A 14462-nucleotide genomic window follows, 5' to 3' on the forward strand; every position below is an offset into this window, starting at 1 on the left:
AGCACCCTACTGCGCGGGGGCGGCAGGTCACCCCGGGGCGGCGGAGCCCTTCGCGGACTCGGCGAGCAGCCGCTTCGCGGCGGTGGCGTAGATGTCGACGTACTCCTGGCCGGAGAGCTTCATGATCTCGTACATCACCTCGTCGGTGATCGACCGCAGGATGAAGCGGTCGGCCTCCATGCCCTGGTAGCGGGCGAATTCCAGCGGCTTGCCGATACGGATGCCGGGCCGCACCGACAGCTTCGGCACGACCTTGCCGACCGGCTGCACCTTCTCCGTGTCGATCATCGCGACCGGGATCACCGGCGCCCCGCTGGCCAGCGCGACCCGGGCGAGGCCGCCGGGCTTGCCCCGGTAGAGGCGGCCGTCGGGCGAGCGGGTGCCCTCGGGGTAGATGCCGAACAGCTCACCGCGGGCCAGCACCGCGACCCCGCTCTTGACCGCGGCCTCGCCGGCGCCGCGCGCGCCCGAGCGGTCCACGGGCAGCTGGCCGACGCCCTTGAAGAAGGCGGCCGTCAGCTTGCCCTTGACGCCCGGGGAGGTGAAGTACTCCTCCTTGGCGATGAAGGTGACCTTGCGGTCCAGCACGGCCGGCAGGAAGAAGGAGTCCGAGAAGGACAGGTGGTTGCTCGCCAGGATCGCCGGGCCCTCGGCGGGCACGTTTTCCAGGCCCTCCACCCACGGCCGGAAGGCGGCCTTGAGCGGTGAGCCGATGGCGATCTTCATCGCACCGTAGAACAACCTCGGACCTCCTGTCGACGACGCACCGAACCTTAGCGGCACGAAGCCCCCGCAGCCGGTCCCGACAGGGCTTACCGCTTGGTATCCCGGCCGCGTACGCTGAACGTCCGGCCTCCGTGTACCTCGTGTACCCGGTACGCGGCCCCACGCCCACGCAAAGCCGCGGAAGCTTCGGAACCCGTCGAACGTTCTCAGCTGTGAGATCCACCGGAACTCGGAACAGGAGCATGCGGTGCCGCTGATGCCAGGAGCCGAACCGTACCGCCATGACGGCGGCGGGACCGGTGTGCTGCTCTGTCACGGGTTCACCGGCACGCCGCAGTCCCTGCGCCCGTGGGCGGAGTATCTGGCCGCGCGCGGGCTGACGGTGTCGCTGCCGCTGCTGCCGGGGCACGGCACCCGGTGGCAGGACATGCAGCTGACCGGCTGGCCGGACTGGTACGCCGAGGTGGACCGGGAGCTGGCGGCGCTGCGGGAGCGCTGCTCGCGGGTGTTCGTGTGCGGCCTGTCGATGGGCGGCACGCTCGCGCTGCGGCTGGCGCAGAAGCACGGCTCGGCGATCAGCGGCCTGGTGCTGGTCAACCCGTCGGTGAAGGCCGACAGCCCGACGCTGAAGGCGGTCTCGGTGCTGCGGCACGTGCTGCCGTCGGTCAAGGGCATCGCGAGCGACATCGCCCTGGAGGGCGGCGGCGAGCTGGGCTACGACCGCACGCCGCTGCACGCGGTGTACTCGCTGACCCGGCTGTGGCCGCAGGTGCGGGCCGGGCTGCCGCAGGTGACGCAGCCGCTGCTGCTGCTCCACAGCAAGGTCGACCACGTGGTGCACCCGTCGAACTCGGCGGTCGTGCTCGGCGCGGTGTCGTCCGCCGACGTGACCGAGAAGGTGCTGGAGCACAGCTTCCACGTGGCCACCCTGGACAACGACGCGGAGCTGGTCTTCGCGGAGTCGTACGCCTTCATCGAGCGGCTGTCGGTCGGTGCGGGGGACGCGGTGAAGGAGGGCACGGCAGGTGGCTGACCGCGAGGACGAGGGCACCGCGCCGCACGAGGAGGAGCCGGCCGGCGCGCCGCCGCACGAGGAGGAGCCGCCGGCTGCCCCGCTGGACGAGGAGGCGGCCTGGGCCGCGCTCGTCGCCGGGTATGACGACGAGCCGGAGCCGGGTGCCGCGCTGTGGCCCGAGGCCGAGAACGTCCCCGCGCCGGGTGCGGAGCCGGACCCGACCGATCCCGCGGCGGTGAGCACCAAGCCGCCGGCGTCGGACCGCACGATCGTGATCCACCCGGTGATCCGCGGCCCGCGCGACTACGAGCTGGCCGACGACGACGAGGACGCGCATTACGTGCCGCCGGAGCCGCCGCCGCTGCCGGAGGCGGACGTCACGACGAAGTTCGCCTGGATCGCGGTGCTGGGCGGGCCGCTGCTGCTGCTGGTGTTCGTGCTGTTCCAGCTGGAGATCACCTGGTGGGCCGCGACGCTGGGCGTGGGCGGCTTCCTCGGCGGTTTCGCGACGCTGGTGATGCGGATGCGCACCGGCGAGGACGACGAGGACGACGACCCGGGGCGCGGCGCGGTGGTGTGAGCCGGCCCCGGGGCGGGCTCCGGCCCGGGCCCCGGCGCGCGGCGCGGCTCAGCGGGCGTAGAGGGCCTCGACCTCGGCGGCGAACTCGTCGAGCACCACCTGGCGCTTGAGCTTCAGCGACGGCGTCAGGTGGCCGGAGGCTTCGGTGAACTGCCCCGGCAGGATGCGGAACTTACGGACCGACTCGGCGCGCGAGACCGCCTCGTTGCCCTCGTCGACGGCCTGCTGCACGGCGGCCAGCAGGTCGGGGTCGTCGGCGAGTTCGGCGACGGTGCGGCCGGTCTTGCCGTGCTGTTCGGCCCAGCGCGGCAGGAATTCCTCGTCGAGGGTGATCAGCGCGGCCACGAACGGCTTGGCGTCGCCGACGACCATGCACTCGGCGATGAGCGCGTGCGCCCTGATCCGGTCCTCGATCACCGCCGGGGCGACGTTCTTGCCGCCGGCGGTGACGATGATCTCCTTCTTGCGGCCGGTGATGGTCAGATAGCCGTCCTCGTCGAGCGTGCCGATGTCGCCGGTGTGGAACCAGCCGTCGGCCATCGCCTCGGCGGTCGCGGGCTCGTTGTTCCAGTAGCCGCTGAACAGGTGCTCGCCGTAGAGCAGCACCTCGCCGTCGTCGGAGATCCGGACGGTGGAGCCGGGCAGCGGCTGGCCGACGGTGCCCATCTTCGGGCGGTCCCACGGGTTGAAGGCGGTCGCGGCGCAGGACTCGGTGAGGCCGTAGCCCTCCAGGACGGTGAAGCCGATGCCGCGGTAGAAGTGGCCGAGCCGCTCGCCGAGCGGGGCGCCGCCGGAGATGGCGTGCGTGGCCCGGCCGCCGAGCACCGCGCGCAGCCGCGCGTAGACCAGCCGGTCGTAGACCTTGTGGGCCGTCCGCAGCCGCAGCGAGGGGCCGGCGGGGGTGTCGAGGGCGCGGCTGTAGTCGACGGCGGTCGCGGCGGCGCGGTCGAAGATCCTGCCCTTGCCGCCGGCCTGGGCGGTGGCCCGCGCCGTGTTGTAGACCTTCTCGAAGACCCGGGGGACGCCGAGGATCAGGGTGGGCCTGAAGCCCTGGAGGTCGTCGGTGAGGTTCTTGACGTCGGGGACGTGGCCGAGCCGGATCGGCGCCATGACGCTGGCGACCTCGGCGAGCCGCCCCAGTACGTGGGCGAGCGGCAGGAAGAGCAGGATCGAGGAGTCGCCGGTGCGGAAGAGCGGCGCGAGGCGTTCCAGGACGTTGCCGCACTCGGCGAAGAAGCTGCGGTGGGTCAGCACGCAGCCCTTGGGGCGGCCGGTGGTGCCCGAGGTGTAGACGAGGGTGGCGGGCGAGTCGGCCTTGGCCACCGAGCCGCGCTCGTCCAGGACCGCGTCGGCGACGTCGCCGCCGGCCGCGGTGAGGGTCTCCACCGCGCCGGTGTCGATCCGCCACACGTGCTTGAGCTGCGGCAGCCCGTCGCGTACGGACTCCACCGCCCGCTCGTGCGCGTCGGACTCCACGACGACCGCGACCGCGCCGGAGTCGGCGAGGATCCAGGCGATCTGCTCGGGCGAGGACGTCTCGTAGACCGGTACGGTCACCGCGCCGGCGCTCCACACCGCGAAGTCCAGCAGCGTCCACTCGTAGCGGGTCCTGGACATCAGGGCGACCCGGTCGCCGGGCTGCACGCCGGAGGCGATGAGGCCGCGGGCGGCGGCCCGCACCTCGGCGAGGAAGTCGGCCGCGGTGACGTCCCGCCAGTGGCCGGCGGGATCCTTGCGGCCGAGGACGGGGGTGTCCGGGTGCTGCGCGGCGTTGCGGCGGATCAGATCCGTCAGGTTGCCGTCGGCGGGGACCTCGTACAGGGCCGGAAGGCTGAACTCACGCAAGGCGGCTGCTCCTCATCGGTGCCACGGCGCACCCGGAGGGTAGGTGGGGGACGGGTCGGACGTTACCCATCGGTAAAGCTCCGGGGTAGGGGGGCTCTGCAGATGTTCCCAGCGTCACACACACCGTCCGGCGCGGGTGCGCCGACGCCGGGAACAGTAGTCCAGTCAGCGGCGGACCCGCAGGTCGCCCCTGGTGAGGCGGGGTCGCGGCGGGGTCGCGGCGGGGTCGCGAGGCCACCGGCACGGGTGCGCGGCGGGCATATAAGGTGACGTCATGCGGGTGCATGTCGTGAGCGACGTCCATGGTGCGGCGGAAGCGCTGGCCCTGGCCGGGCGGGGCGCCGACGCGCTGGTCTGCCTCGGCGACCTGATCCTCTTCCTGGACTACGCCGACCACTCGCGCGGCATCTTCCCCGACCTCTTCGGCGTCGAGAACGCCGACCGCATGGTCGCGCTGCGCACCGCCCGCCGCTTCGACGAGGCACGCCGGCTGGACGCCGAGCTGTGGTCGGGCATCGACCGGCACGGCGCGATCGAGGCGGCCGTCCGCAAGCAGTACGCCGCGCTCTTCGCCGCCTTCCCGACCCCGACCTACGCCACGTACGGCAACGTCGACGTCCCCGACCTGTGGCCCGAATACGCCGGGCCCGGCACGACCGTGCTGGACGGCCAGACCGCGGAGATCGGCGGCCGGGTCTTCGGCTTCGTCGGCGGCGGCCTGCGCACCCCGATGCGCACCCCGTTCGAGATCGGCGAGGAGGAGTACGCGGCCAAGGTCGCCGCCCTCGGCAAGGTCGACGTGCTGTGCTCGCACATCCCGCCCGCCGTGCCCGACCTGTGCTACGACACCGTCGCGCGGCGCTTCGAGCGGGGCAGCGAGGCACTGCTGGCGGCGGTGCGCAGCGTGCAGCCCAAATACGCGCTCTTCGGCCATGTCCACCAGCCGCTGGTGGCCAGGACCCGGATCGGGCGCACCGAATGCGTCAACGTCGGCCACTTCAACCACACCCGCACCCCGTGGGTACTGGAGTGGTGACCTGCGCGGCCCGCTGAGCGGCAGCCGGGCGCGGACCCGCCGTGGTCGCGGGCACCTGCCTCCCACCTGGGCGCGGTAGCCTTCGAGGGCATCCTGCACCAGTAGTCCTGGAGGGCCACGGCGATGGCGGAACACACGCGGTCGAGCATCACGATCGAGGCGGCACCTGCCGCTGTCATGGGCGTCATCGCCGACTTCGACCGCTACCCGGAGTGGACCGGGGAGGTCAAGGAGGCCCAGGTGCTGGAGCGGGACGAGGAGGGCCGCGCGCAGCAGGTGCGGCTGCTGCTCGACGCGGGCGCCATCAAGGACGACCACACCCTCGCCTACACCTGGGTGAGCGCCGACGAGGTCCGCTGGTCGCTGGTGCGCTCGCAGATGCTGCGCACGCTGGACGGCTCGTACGCGCTCGCGCCGCTGGACGGCGGGCAGCGCACCGAGGTCACCTACCAGCTCACGGTGGACGTGAAGATCCCGATGCTGGGGATGATCAAGCGCAAGGCGGAGAAGGTCATCATCGACCGGGCGCTGGCGGGGCTGAAGAAGCGGGTCGAGTCGGGGGCGCTCGGCGGTTCCGAGGACGCCGAGGACGCCGAGGACACAGCGGGCGCCGAGGGCGCCGGATCGGCCGAGGGTTCCGGGGACGCCGGGGCTGCGGGCGCCGCGAAGACGCCGGGTGCCGGCGGCGGCAAGGCCGCGAAGGCCGCCGGCGCCGAGACCGCGGGCTGATGCCCCGGCGGCACGCGCGCACGCTGCTGATCACCGGCGCCGGTGGCGCGGGCCGTACCGCGGTCGCCGCCGCGACGGCCGCCGCCGCGGCCCGCGCCGGCACCCGCACCCTGCTGCTGACCTACGACCGCACGGCCGCCGCGGCCCTGGACGGCACGCTGCCCGGCCTCGACGTGCGCCGGGTGGACGCCGGCGGCGCCTTCCAGGACGCGCTGCTGGACCTCCAGTCCCGCGGCGGCACCCTCTTCGCGCTGCTGGGCACCACGCCGCTGGACCCCGAGGAGCTGACGCCGCTGCCGGGCGCGGGCGCGCTGGCGCTGCTGCGGGCGGTGCGCGCGGCCCGGGAGGGCGGCTGGGAGCAGGTCGTGGTCGACCTGCCGCCGGTGCGCGAGGCCGTCGAACTGCTGGCGCTGCCCGGCCAGTTGCGCCGCTACCTCGGCCGGCTGCTGCCGCCCGACCGGCAGGCCGCCCGGGCCCTGCGCCCGGTGCTGGCGCAGCTCGCGGGGGTGCCGATGCCGACCGAGTGGGCGTACGAGGCCGCCGCCCGCGCGGAGGTCCAACTGGCCGCGGTGCAGGCGGTGATCGACGATCCGGGTACGTCGCTGGCGGTCGTGGTCGAGCCCGGCGCCCGCGGGGCGGAGGTGCTGCGCACGGCACGGACGGGGCTGGCCCTGTACGGCCTGCGGCCCGCGGCCGTGGTGGCCAACCGGCTGCTGCCGGCGGGGGGTTCCGAGCCGTTCGTGGCGGGGCTGGCCGCGGGCCAGCGGGACCACCTCAAGGCGTACGCGGAAGCCTGCGCGGTGGACGGTGTGCCGCTGTACGAGCTCCCGCACCTCGGGCGCGACCTGGCGCCGGCGGAGGAGGCGCTCGCGGTGCCGTACGACGGGCGCGGCCCGGACCGTACCGGTGGCGGTGAGCCCTGGAGCGTCGAGGACCGGCTGGCCGAGGAGGGGCACCTGGTGTGGTCGCTGCCGTTGCCGGGGGCCGGCAAGGAGGGGCTGGACCTGGTGCGGCGCGGGGACGAACTCGTCGTCGACGCCGAGGGGTTCCGGCGGATCATGCCGCTGCCGTCGGCGCTGCGGCGGTGCACCGTGCAGGGCGCGGCGCTGCGCGACGGCGTGCTGCGGGTGCGGTTCACGCCCGACCCGGGCCTCTGGCCGCGCTGAGCCCGGCCCGTGTCGGCCGCGTCACCCCGGCCCGTACACCGGCCCGTACGGCGGGCGTTCGGGTACCGTCGATGGGGAGAGGCGTTCCGACCGCGGCGCCCCGTTTGGAGCCGATCATGAGCGAAGCCACCGGCCGTCCCGACCCGGACGCGTGGGCGAAGGCCAGCGCCGAGGACATCGCGGCGGAGCACGCCCGGCGCCGCGAGGAGGCGGGAGCGCCCACCGCGGCCGAGGAGTTGCGGCGGCTCGCCGAGGCCGTGGGGGACGCGGTCGGTGAGCGGCTGGCCGCGCTGCGCAACCCCGCGGTGCAGATGGCGGCGCAGGGGATGGCGGCCCAGGTGCGTTCCGTTGTCGAACCCATCAAGGAGCGGAATCCCGCCGTCTTCGACCACCTCGCCGCCGCCGGGGCCGAACTGCTGGCGGCATACCGGTCCGCGGTGGCCGGAGCGGAATCCCGCTGGACCTCCGGCGAGGGGTCCGCGCGTTCAACCGCTGAACACATCGACCTCGATTGACCCCCTCTCCGGTACGGTTCTCTTAGCGGGGATCGACCGAAAACTGAGGGACACATGGGACTCACCATCGGCGTCGACATCGGCGGCACCAAAATCGCGGCCGGAGTGGTCGACGAGGAAGGCTCGATTCTTGAGACCGTCAAGGTGCCGACGCCGCCGTCTCCCGAGGGCGTCGTCGACGCGATCGTGGAAGCGGTGCGCCAGGTCAGCACCGGTCACACCATCGACGCCGTCGGCATCGGCGCGGCCGGGTACGTCGACGACAAGCGTGCCACCGTGCTCTTCGCACCCAACATCAACTGGCGCCACGAGGCGCTGAAGGACAAGGTCGAACAGCGCGTCGAGCTCCCCGTGGTCGTGGAGAACGACGCCAACGCGGCGGCCTGGGGCGAGTACCGCTTCGGTGCCGGGCAGGGCCACTCCGATGTGATCTGCATCACACTCGGCACCGGTCTCGGCGGCGGCATCATCATCGGCAACAAGCTGCGCCGCGGGCGCTTCGGCGTCGCGGCCGAGTTCGGCCACATCCGCGTGGTGCCCGACGGGCTGCTGTGCGGCTGCGGCAGCCAGGGCTGCTGGGAGCAGTACGCCTCCGGCCGGGCGCTGGTCCGCTACGCCAAGCAGCGCGCCAACGCGACCCCGGAGAACGCCGAGGTCCTGCTGGCGCTCGGCGACGGCACGGTCGAGGGCATCGAGGGCCGCCACATCAGCGCCGCCGCCCGGCAGGGCGACCCGGTGGCCGTCGACTCCTTCCGTGAGCTGGCCCGCTGGGCGGGCGCCGGGCTGGCCGACCTCGCCTCGCTGTTCGACCCGTCGGCCTTCATCGTCGGCGGGGGCGTGTCGGACGAGGGCGAGCTGGTCCTCGACCCGATCCGCAGGTCCTTCCGGCGCTGGCTCATCGGCGGCGAGTGGCGTCCGCACGCGCAGGTGCTCGCCGCACAGCTCGGCGGCAAGGCGGGGCTCGTCGGGGCGGCGGACCTGGCGCGCCAGGGCTGACGATTCGGCTAAGTTGATCACATGACCGTGGAAGATCTGCCGGGTTCCGCCACCGAGCACGACTCGGCGATCGTCCGCGTCCTCAGTTACAACGTCCGCTCGATGCGGGACGACACGGCGGCGCTGGCCCGGGTGATCCGTGCCTGCGCCCCCGACCTCGTCCTCGTCCAGGAGGCCCCGCGGTTCTTCCGGTGGCGCAAGGCCGCGGCCCGCCTGGCACGTACCACCGGACTCGTCCATGTGACGGGCGGTGCCACGGCGGCGGGGCCGATGATCCTGTCGTCGCTGCGGGCGCACGTCGAGCGGACCGAGGACGTTCTGCTGCCGCGCCACCCGCCGCTGCACCAGCGCGGTTTCGCCACCGCGGTGCTGCGGATCGGCGGCGCCAGGATCGCCGCCGTCAGCACCCATCTGAGCCTCGACCCCGCCGAGCGCCATGAGCAGGCCGGGCTGCTGCTGGAGCGGGTCGTGGCGATGGGCGAGGCCAATGTGGTGGTGGGCGGGGACTTCAACGAGCCGCCGGAGCGGCTGGGCTTCTCGCGTATCGCCGCGGAGTTGCAGGACTGCTTCGCCGTCGCGCCGTGGGGCGGCGAGGTGACGAACGTGCGCGAGCCGTTCCAGCGGATCGACGCGGTGTTCGCGAGCAAGCCGGTGCAGGTGCTGGGGTGCGGGGTGCCGCACTCCGTGCCGGGCGTGACGCACGCGGACCTGCACGCCGCGACCGACCACCTGCCGGTGCTGGCCGCGCTGCGGGTGCCCAGGGGCTGACGCCCGGGGTCGGGGGGCTCACGTGTCCCCCCGGCGCGCGGGACCTGGCGCCCCCCGGAGCGCGCAACCTCGTACGTACCGCCGCGCGGACCTCGTCCGTACCGCCTACAGCAGCTCGCGCAGGCGTTCCGCCAGCAGGTCCCAGCGCCAGCTCTGCTCCACCCACGTACGGCCGCGCTCGCCCATCCGGCGGCGCAGGTCGGGGTCGCGGAGCAGGGTGAGGATGCGTTCGGCGGCCTGCTCGGGGGAGCCGCCGGGGACGACCCAGCCGGTCTCGCCCGGCAGCACCGCGTCCGGGGCGCCGCCGGAGTCGCCGGCCACGACCGGGAGGCCGGTCGCCGACGCCTCCAGATAGACGATGCCCAGCCCTTCGACGTCCAGCCCGCCGCGCCGGGTCCGGCACGGCATCGCGAAGACGTCCCCCGCGCCGAAGTGCGCCGGCAGCTCCGACTCCGGCACCGGCCCGGTGAAGCGGACGGCGCCCGCGACGCCGGTGCGCTCGGCCAGCGCCTCCAGCTCGCTGCGGTACGGGCCGCCGCCGACGATCAGCAGCGCGGTGTCGGGCTTCTCGCGCAGGATGCGCGGCATCGCGAGGATGAGGGTGTCCTGGCCCTTGCGCGGCACCAGCCGCGAGACGCACACCACGACCGGCCGGTCCGCGAGCCCCAGCCGGGCGCGTACGACCGGGCCGCCCGAGCCCGGGTGGAAGGTCTTCTCGTCCACGCCGGGCGGCAGGTGCACCATGCGGGCGGCGGCCCGCTCGGTCAGGGCGGAGGCGATCCGGGTCCTGGTGTACTCGCCGAGATAGGTGAGCGTGTCGGTGCCCTCGCCGATGCGCCGCAGCAGCACCCGGCTGCCCGGCAGTTGCGCCCACGCGGCCTCGTGCCCGTGCGTGGTGCCGACGAGCCGCCGGGCGCCCGCCCTGCGCAGCGCCGGCGCCATCAGCGCGAGCGGCGCGGCGGCGCCGAACCACACGGAGGAGCAGCCGTGCTCGCGCAGCAGCGCGGCGGCGGTCCTGGTCACCCTGGACGTCGGCAGCAGCACCTTCGTCCGGTCCCTGACCACCCGGAAGGGCTGCTCGGCGTCGAACCGGGCGACCTCGGTGCCGTCCCGCCACGTCGAGGCGTAGACGACGACCTTCGCCGGGTCCAGCCGCAGGGCCATGTTGTGCACGAAGGACTGGATCCCGCCCTGCCGGGGCGGGAAGTCGTTGGTGACGATCAGGGTCTTTTCCATCGCCGCCGAGATTACTCCGCCCCGCCGGGCTCCCGCGCGCGTCCCTCCCGGCCGGCGGGCGGGGCGGGCCGCAAGATGCATAACGTGACGTATGCGGTGAAATCCTATGAGCTACCCGGCCGGGCGGGCTGGGGGCCGCGGGGCGCGGTCGTCGGGGCGTGGGTGGGGAGCCGGGCGCTGCTGCTCGTGTTCGTCTTCGGGGTGCTGCGGTTTCCCGGGCAGGGGGTCACGCATGACGTGTCGGCGGTGTACGAGGGCTGGTACCCGCTGCTGCGGCACGGGATCTTCCCGTCGTACGACGTGACGTGGCAGTACCCGCCGGGCGCGGCGGCCGTGCTGGTCGCGCCGGGCGCCGTGCCGTACCTCGGCTACAGCGCGGCCTTCTTCTGGCTGGCGTTCCTGTGCGACGCGGCCGTCTTCGGGGCGCTGCTGCACGACGGGGCCGCGCGGCGCGAGGGGCGGCTCGCCGGGGTGTGGATGTGGGTCGGCGGGATGCTGCTGCTCGGGCCGATCGTCTACGCCCGCTACGACGTGATGGTGACGGCGGTGGCCGTCGCCGCGCTGCTGGTGCTGCGCCGCAGCCCCGCCGCCGCGGGGGCGCTGGCCGGGGTGGGCGTGCTGCTCAAGGTGTGGCCGCTGCTGCTGCTCGCCGGTACGCGGCCCGGGCGGGCGACCCGCCGCTCCTGGGCCGCCGCCGCGGCAACCGTGGCGGCCGGCTCACTGCTGTTCGGCCTCACGATGCCGGGCGCCTTCTCCTTCCTGGCCTTCCAGCGCGACCGCGGCACGGAGGTGGAGTCCCTGGGCGCGCTGGTCTTCCACGCGGCCCGGCACGCCGGCTGGCCGGGGGTCGCGGCGATGCACTACGGCTCCGTGGAATTCCTCGGCCCGTACGTGGGCGCCGTGAGCGACGCGGCCCTCGCGCTGAGCGTGCTGGCGCTGGCGTGGCTCGGCCTGTGGCGGGCCCGCGCCCGCACCTTCGGCCCGGCGGTCCCGTACGACGCTGCCTTCGCGGCGGTGCTGGTCTTCACCACGACGAGCCGGGTGATCAGCCCGCAGTACCTGGTGTGGCTGGTCGGCGTCGGGGCGGTGTGCCTGACCGTACGGGAGAGCGTGATGCGCCTGCCGGTGCTGCTCCTGCTGCCGGCGGCGGTGCTGACGACCCTCGAATTCCCGGTGTACTTCCCCCACGTCGTACGCAGCGACCTCCTGGGCGTCACCCTCCTCACCACACGCAACACCCTCCTCGCCACCGCAACCCTCCTGTCCTGCCACCGCCTCCGGCGCTCGACGTCACCGATGCCCCGGGCGGCGTCCGCGGCGGAGGTCGCCCGAGCCGTCCGCTAGAGGTATTGCGCTCCCCCGTCGCGGTGCGCGGCGGCCCAGTCGTCGCGGGCGGCGGTGAGGGCGGGCGGCTACCACGTGCGGCTGCGGGCCAGGGCGATGCGGGCGGCGGGGGTGGGGTGGGTGCCCCACAGGAGGTGGAGGGGGCGGGGCGGGGCGGGCTCGGCGACGTTCGTCGTCGTCAGGCGGCGCTGCATCGCGATGAAGTGGGCCGGGTCGGACGTCAGGCGCAGGGCGTGCGCGTCGGCGCGGCTCTCCACCCGGCGGGAGAGGGCGGCGCCGAACGGGCCGGCCAGTGCGCCGCCGACCGTGGCGGTGGCCGCGAGGAGCCAGGCCGAGCGGGGGTCGGCCAGGTGCTGCACGCCCGCCGCCGAGAGCAGGGGGTGCCAACCCGCGACCGCCGCGAGCAGGCACACGCCCACCGCCGCGCCCAGCGCCCCGAGCAGCGTGCCGCGCATGACGTCGCGGTGCACGACGTGGCCCAGCTCGTGCGCCACCACCAGCTCCACCTCGCGCGGCTCCGCCGTGCCGATCAGCGTGTCGTACGCGACGATCCGGCGGGTGCGGCCGAAGCCGGACACGTACGCGTTCAGGGCCGTCGTACGGCGGGAGGCGTCGGCGACGAGGACGTCCCGTACGGTCACGCCGTCGCGGGCGGCGAGGTCGAGGAGGGCGTCGCGCAACGGGCCCTCGGGCATGGGGGTGAAGCGGTTGAAGAGCGGCTCGAAGAGCAGGGGCGCCGCCCAGGACAGGGCGACGGTGACGGCCGCCGCGCCGAGCGCCGCCCAGGCCCACCACCAGCGGGTCGCCCCGGCGAGCGCGTAGACGGCGAACAGCGCGCCGGCGGTCAGCGGCAGCGAGATGAGCAGGCTGCGCAGCTGGTCCACCGCCCAGCCGGCCCAGCCTTGCGTCACCAGGCCGAACCGGGCCCGTACGACGCGGCCCCGGGCGGCGAAGGGGAGCGAGAGCAGCTGCGGGAGCACGACGAGCGTGAGGGCCGCCCCCGCGACCCGGCCCGCCCACGCCGGGCCGAACCCCGCGACGAGCCCGGCCCCGCAATGCGTCAGCCCCAGCGCGAGCATCAACCCCAGCCCCGCGACCCGCCCCCCGACCGCCACGGGCCACACCCCCTGCCGCAACGCCCGCGCCCGCGCAATGTGCTCGGGGGAGAAGTCCCCGTCCCCACGAGCCGGCTCCCCGGCGCCCGGCAGCTCGTCCTCGCTCATCCCAGCTCCTCCCCCACATACGCCCGCCACCGCTGCGTGAACGCCGCCTCCGACAAGCCCAGCCGGGCCTTGAGCGCCGCGTCGACGCTCTGCCCCGCCCCCACCGCACGGTAGAGGGCCGTCAGGGTCGCCGGGGACCACTGGTCCGCGATCAGCCGGCACGCCAGCCAGGCGCCCTCGTACGCCTGGGCCAGCCCGGAAGCCGTGGGGCGGAAGTCGGCGGTGGAGGGGAGGGCCGGCGGGAGGTGGCCGGCGGTGACGTCGGCGGTGAGTTCGGGGGCGATCTCGGGGGCCGTGCGGCCGGACTCGCGGTAGGCGACCCAGTCGGCCAGGCCCTCGGAGAGCCACACCGGCGTGTGGGTGGTCGTCGCGGGGCGGGAGGCGACATGCGTGGTCTCGTGCGTGAGGACGACCTGCCGGCCGAAAGCGGACAGCCGGCCGAAAGCGGCGGGGTTGACGATGACCCGGTCGGCGGGCGCGGTGGCGCTGCCGCCCAGCTCGCCGGTCGTGACCGCCGCGATGCCCTGGTAGTCGGAGGGTTTGGCGCCGAGCAGCGCGCCGAGCTGGTCCAGCGTCCGCGGCGCCTCGACGACGACGCTCCCGGGCCAGCCGGCCCGCCCCCACGCGTGCTGCACCTGCGGTACGGCCAGGTCCGCGTCCGCCGCGTAACCGCGCAGCGTCGCCACCGGGCCGAGGCCGAGCACGAGGCTGTGCTTGCCGCGTACGACCTCGACCTTGCCCTGGTCCCACAGCTGTACGGCGGTCCGCTTCCCGGCGGAGTCCCCGTCGTCGTCCGCCGCCACGTACCAGTGCCCGGCGCGGTGGGTGAAGGTCAGGTAGGCGGTGGAGACCAGGTCCTGCGTGTCGTAGCCGGCGAGCCGGTAGCGCAACTGGACCTCGGCCGCGGTGCGGGCGGAGGCGGTGGCGTCGGCGGTGGGCGGCAGCGGGAAGGCGCCGGTGCGCACCAGGCGGTAGGACCAGCCGGCGAGCGGGACGTCCGCGAGGTCGGCGAACATCGTGCGCTGCTCGGCGAGGAAGCGCGTGGAGCGCGGGTCCACCCCGGCGAGGAACGCCTTCGCGTCGTGCCCGCGTACGGCCGCGGCCCGCGCGTCCAGCAGCCGGGTGATGGCCGGGGCGGCGCCGTCCGTGGTGCTCTTGTGCCCCGACCCGCCGCACCCGGTGAGGGCGGCGGCCAGCGTGACGAGCACCGTGAGCACACCGGCGGCGCCGGCCGTCGAGCGTCGGGAGCGCACCGCGGTCATGCGCCGATCGTACGGTGCCGC

At 74.5% G+C, this 14462-nt stretch carries 13 protein-coding genes and 1 pseudogene; 9 read left to right on the forward strand and 5 right to left on the reverse strand.

Annotation, left to right across the window (positions count from 1 at the left end; all coding sequences use genetic code 11):
- Nucleotides 1-27 precede the first annotated feature (27 nt).
- Nucleotides 28-741 (reverse strand): lysophospholipid acyltransferase family protein, encoded by a 714-nt coding sequence (locus HCN08_RS16015; RefSeq protein WP_167983751.1) that lies wholly within the window; start codon nucleotides 739-741, stop codon nucleotides 28-30.
- A 232-nt stretch (nucleotides 742-973) separates the two neighbouring features.
- On the opposite strand from HCN08_RS16015, the gene HCN08_RS16020 reads away from it, so the two are divergent.
- Both HCN08_RS16020 and HCN08_RS16025 read left to right on the forward strand, forming a co-directional pair.
- A complete protein-coding gene (locus HCN08_RS16020) occupies nucleotides 974-1759 on the forward strand; it encodes an alpha/beta hydrolase (RefSeq protein WP_167983752.1) in 786 nt (261 codons plus the stop codon).
- Entirely contained in the window at nucleotides 1752-2321 is a 570-nt protein-coding gene (locus HCN08_RS16025) for a hypothetical protein (protein WP_167983753.1), read from the forward strand. The genes HCN08_RS16020 and HCN08_RS16025 overlap by 8 nt, the downstream gene beginning before the upstream one ends.
- 48 nt (nucleotides 2322-2369) lie before the next feature.
- Here HCN08_RS16025 and HCN08_RS16030 read toward each other — a convergent pair whose 3' ends face one another.
- Nucleotides 2370-4166: an AMP-dependent synthetase/ligase gene (locus tag HCN08_RS16030; RefSeq protein ID WP_167983754.1), complete on the reverse strand. Its 1797-nt coding sequence runs from the start codon at nucleotides 4164-4166 to the stop codon at nucleotides 2370-2372.
- Between the two features lie 274 nt (nucleotides 4167-4440).
- On the opposite strand from HCN08_RS16030, the gene HCN08_RS16035 reads away from it, so the two are divergent.
- From HCN08_RS16035 to HCN08_RS16060, 6 genes and pseudogenes are all read left to right on the forward strand, one after another.
- Complete coding sequence (locus tag HCN08_RS16035) at nucleotides 4441-5202, forward strand: metallophosphoesterase family protein (protein WP_167983755.1); 762 nt, start codon at nucleotides 4441-4443, stop codon at nucleotides 5200-5202.
- Nucleotides 5203-5325: 123 nt separating this feature from the next.
- Nucleotides 5326-5766 (forward strand): annotated as a pseudogene (locus tag HCN08_RS16040) (SRPBCC family protein); the annotation flags it as partial.
- A gap of 164 nt (nucleotides 5767-5930) precedes the next feature.
- Nucleotides 5931-7097 (forward strand): ArsA family ATPase, encoded by a 1167-nt coding sequence (locus HCN08_RS16045; protein ID WP_167983757.1) that lies wholly within the window; start codon nucleotides 5931-5933, stop codon nucleotides 7095-7097.
- Nucleotides 7098-7213: 116 nt separating this feature from the next.
- On the forward strand, nucleotides 7214-7612 hold the full coding sequence (locus HCN08_RS16050) for a DUF5304 family protein (protein ID WP_167983758.1): 399 nt from the start codon (nucleotides 7214-7216) through the stop codon (nucleotides 7610-7612).
- Between the two features lie 54 nt (nucleotides 7613-7666).
- Nucleotides 7667-8608, forward strand: coding sequence for an ROK family glucokinase (locus tag HCN08_RS16055; protein ID WP_167983759.1), 942 nt, complete (start codon nucleotides 7667-7669; stop codon nucleotides 8606-8608).
- A gap of 21 nt (nucleotides 8609-8629) precedes the next feature.
- Entirely contained in the window at nucleotides 8630-9376 is a 747-nt protein-coding gene (locus tag HCN08_RS16060) for an endonuclease/exonuclease/phosphatase family protein (RefSeq protein WP_167983760.1), read from the forward strand.
- Nucleotides 9377-9481: 105 nt separating this feature from the next.
- Here the strand turns inward: HCN08_RS16060 and HCN08_RS16065 are convergent, their stop codons facing one another.
- Entirely contained in the window at nucleotides 9482-10612 is a 1131-nt protein-coding gene (locus HCN08_RS16065) for a glycosyltransferase family 4 protein (protein ID WP_167983761.1), read from the reverse strand.
- Nucleotides 10613-10687: 75 nt separating this feature from the next.
- Between HCN08_RS16065 and HCN08_RS16070 the strand changes: the two genes are divergently transcribed.
- On the forward strand, nucleotides 10688-11956 hold the full coding sequence (locus tag HCN08_RS16070) for a glycosyltransferase 87 family protein (protein ID WP_167983762.1): 1269 nt from the start codon (nucleotides 10688-10690) through the stop codon (nucleotides 11954-11956).
- 68 nt (nucleotides 11957-12024) lie between these two features.
- Here the strand turns inward: HCN08_RS16070 and HCN08_RS16075 are convergent, their stop codons facing one another.
- Nucleotides 12025-13179 carry a M48 family metallopeptidase gene (locus HCN08_RS16075; RefSeq protein WP_167983763.1) on the reverse strand — a complete coding sequence of 385 codons (1155 nt, stop codon included), beginning with the start codon at nucleotides 13177-13179 and terminating at the stop codon, nucleotides 12025-12027.
- Nucleotides 13176-14441 carry a hypothetical protein gene (locus HCN08_RS16080; RefSeq protein WP_167983764.1) on the reverse strand — a complete coding sequence of 422 codons (1266 nt, stop codon included), beginning with the start codon at nucleotides 14439-14441 and terminating at the stop codon, nucleotides 13176-13178. Before HCN08_RS16080 ends, HCN08_RS16075 begins: the two co-directional genes overlap by 4 nt.
- Nucleotides 14442-14462: the final 21 nt, after the last annotated feature.

The sequence above is a fragment of the Actinacidiphila epipremni genome (assembly GCF_012034175.1).
GTDB classification, from domain to species: Bacteria; Actinomycetota; Actinomycetes; order Streptomycetales; family Streptomycetaceae; genus Actinacidiphila; species Actinacidiphila epipremni.

What these genes read in the sequence shown, in the direction of transcription:
- HCN08_RS16035 (WP_167983755.1), top strand. Translation starts at nt 4,441, where the DNA reads ATGCGGGTGCATGTCGTGAGCGACGTCCATGGTGCGGCGGAAGCGCTG.
- HCN08_RS16045 (WP_167983757.1), top strand. Translation starts at nt 5,931, where the DNA reads ATGCCCCGGCGGCACGCGCGCACGCTGCTGATCACCGGCGCCGGTGGC.
- HCN08_RS16050 (WP_167983758.1), top strand. Translation starts at nt 7,214, where the DNA reads ATGAGCGAAGCCACCGGCCGTCCCGACCCGGACGCGTGGGCGAAGGCC.
- HCN08_RS16055 (WP_167983759.1), top strand. Translation starts at nt 7,667, where the DNA reads ATGGGACTCACCATCGGCGTCGACATCGGCGGCACCAAAATCGCGGCC.
- HCN08_RS16060 (WP_167983760.1), top strand. Translation starts at nt 8,630, where the DNA reads ATGACCGTGGAAGATCTGCCGGGTTCCGCCACCGAGCACGACTCGGCG.
- HCN08_RS16065 (WP_167983761.1), bottom strand. Translation starts at nt 10,612, where the DNA reads ATGGAAAAGACCCTGATCGTCACCAACGACTTCCCGCCCCGGCAGGGC.
- HCN08_RS16070 (WP_167983762.1), top strand. Translation starts at nt 10,688, where the DNA reads ATGCATAACGTGACGTATGCGGTGAAATCCTATGAGCTACCCGGCCGG.
- HCN08_RS16075 (WP_167983763.1), bottom strand. Translation starts at nt 13,179, where the DNA reads ATGAGCGAGGACGAGCTGCCGGGCGCCGGGGAGCCGGCTCGTGGGGAC.
- HCN08_RS16080 (WP_167983764.1), bottom strand. Translation starts at nt 14,441, where the DNA reads ATGACCGCGGTGCGCTCCCGACGCTCGACGGCCGGCGCCGCCGGTGTG.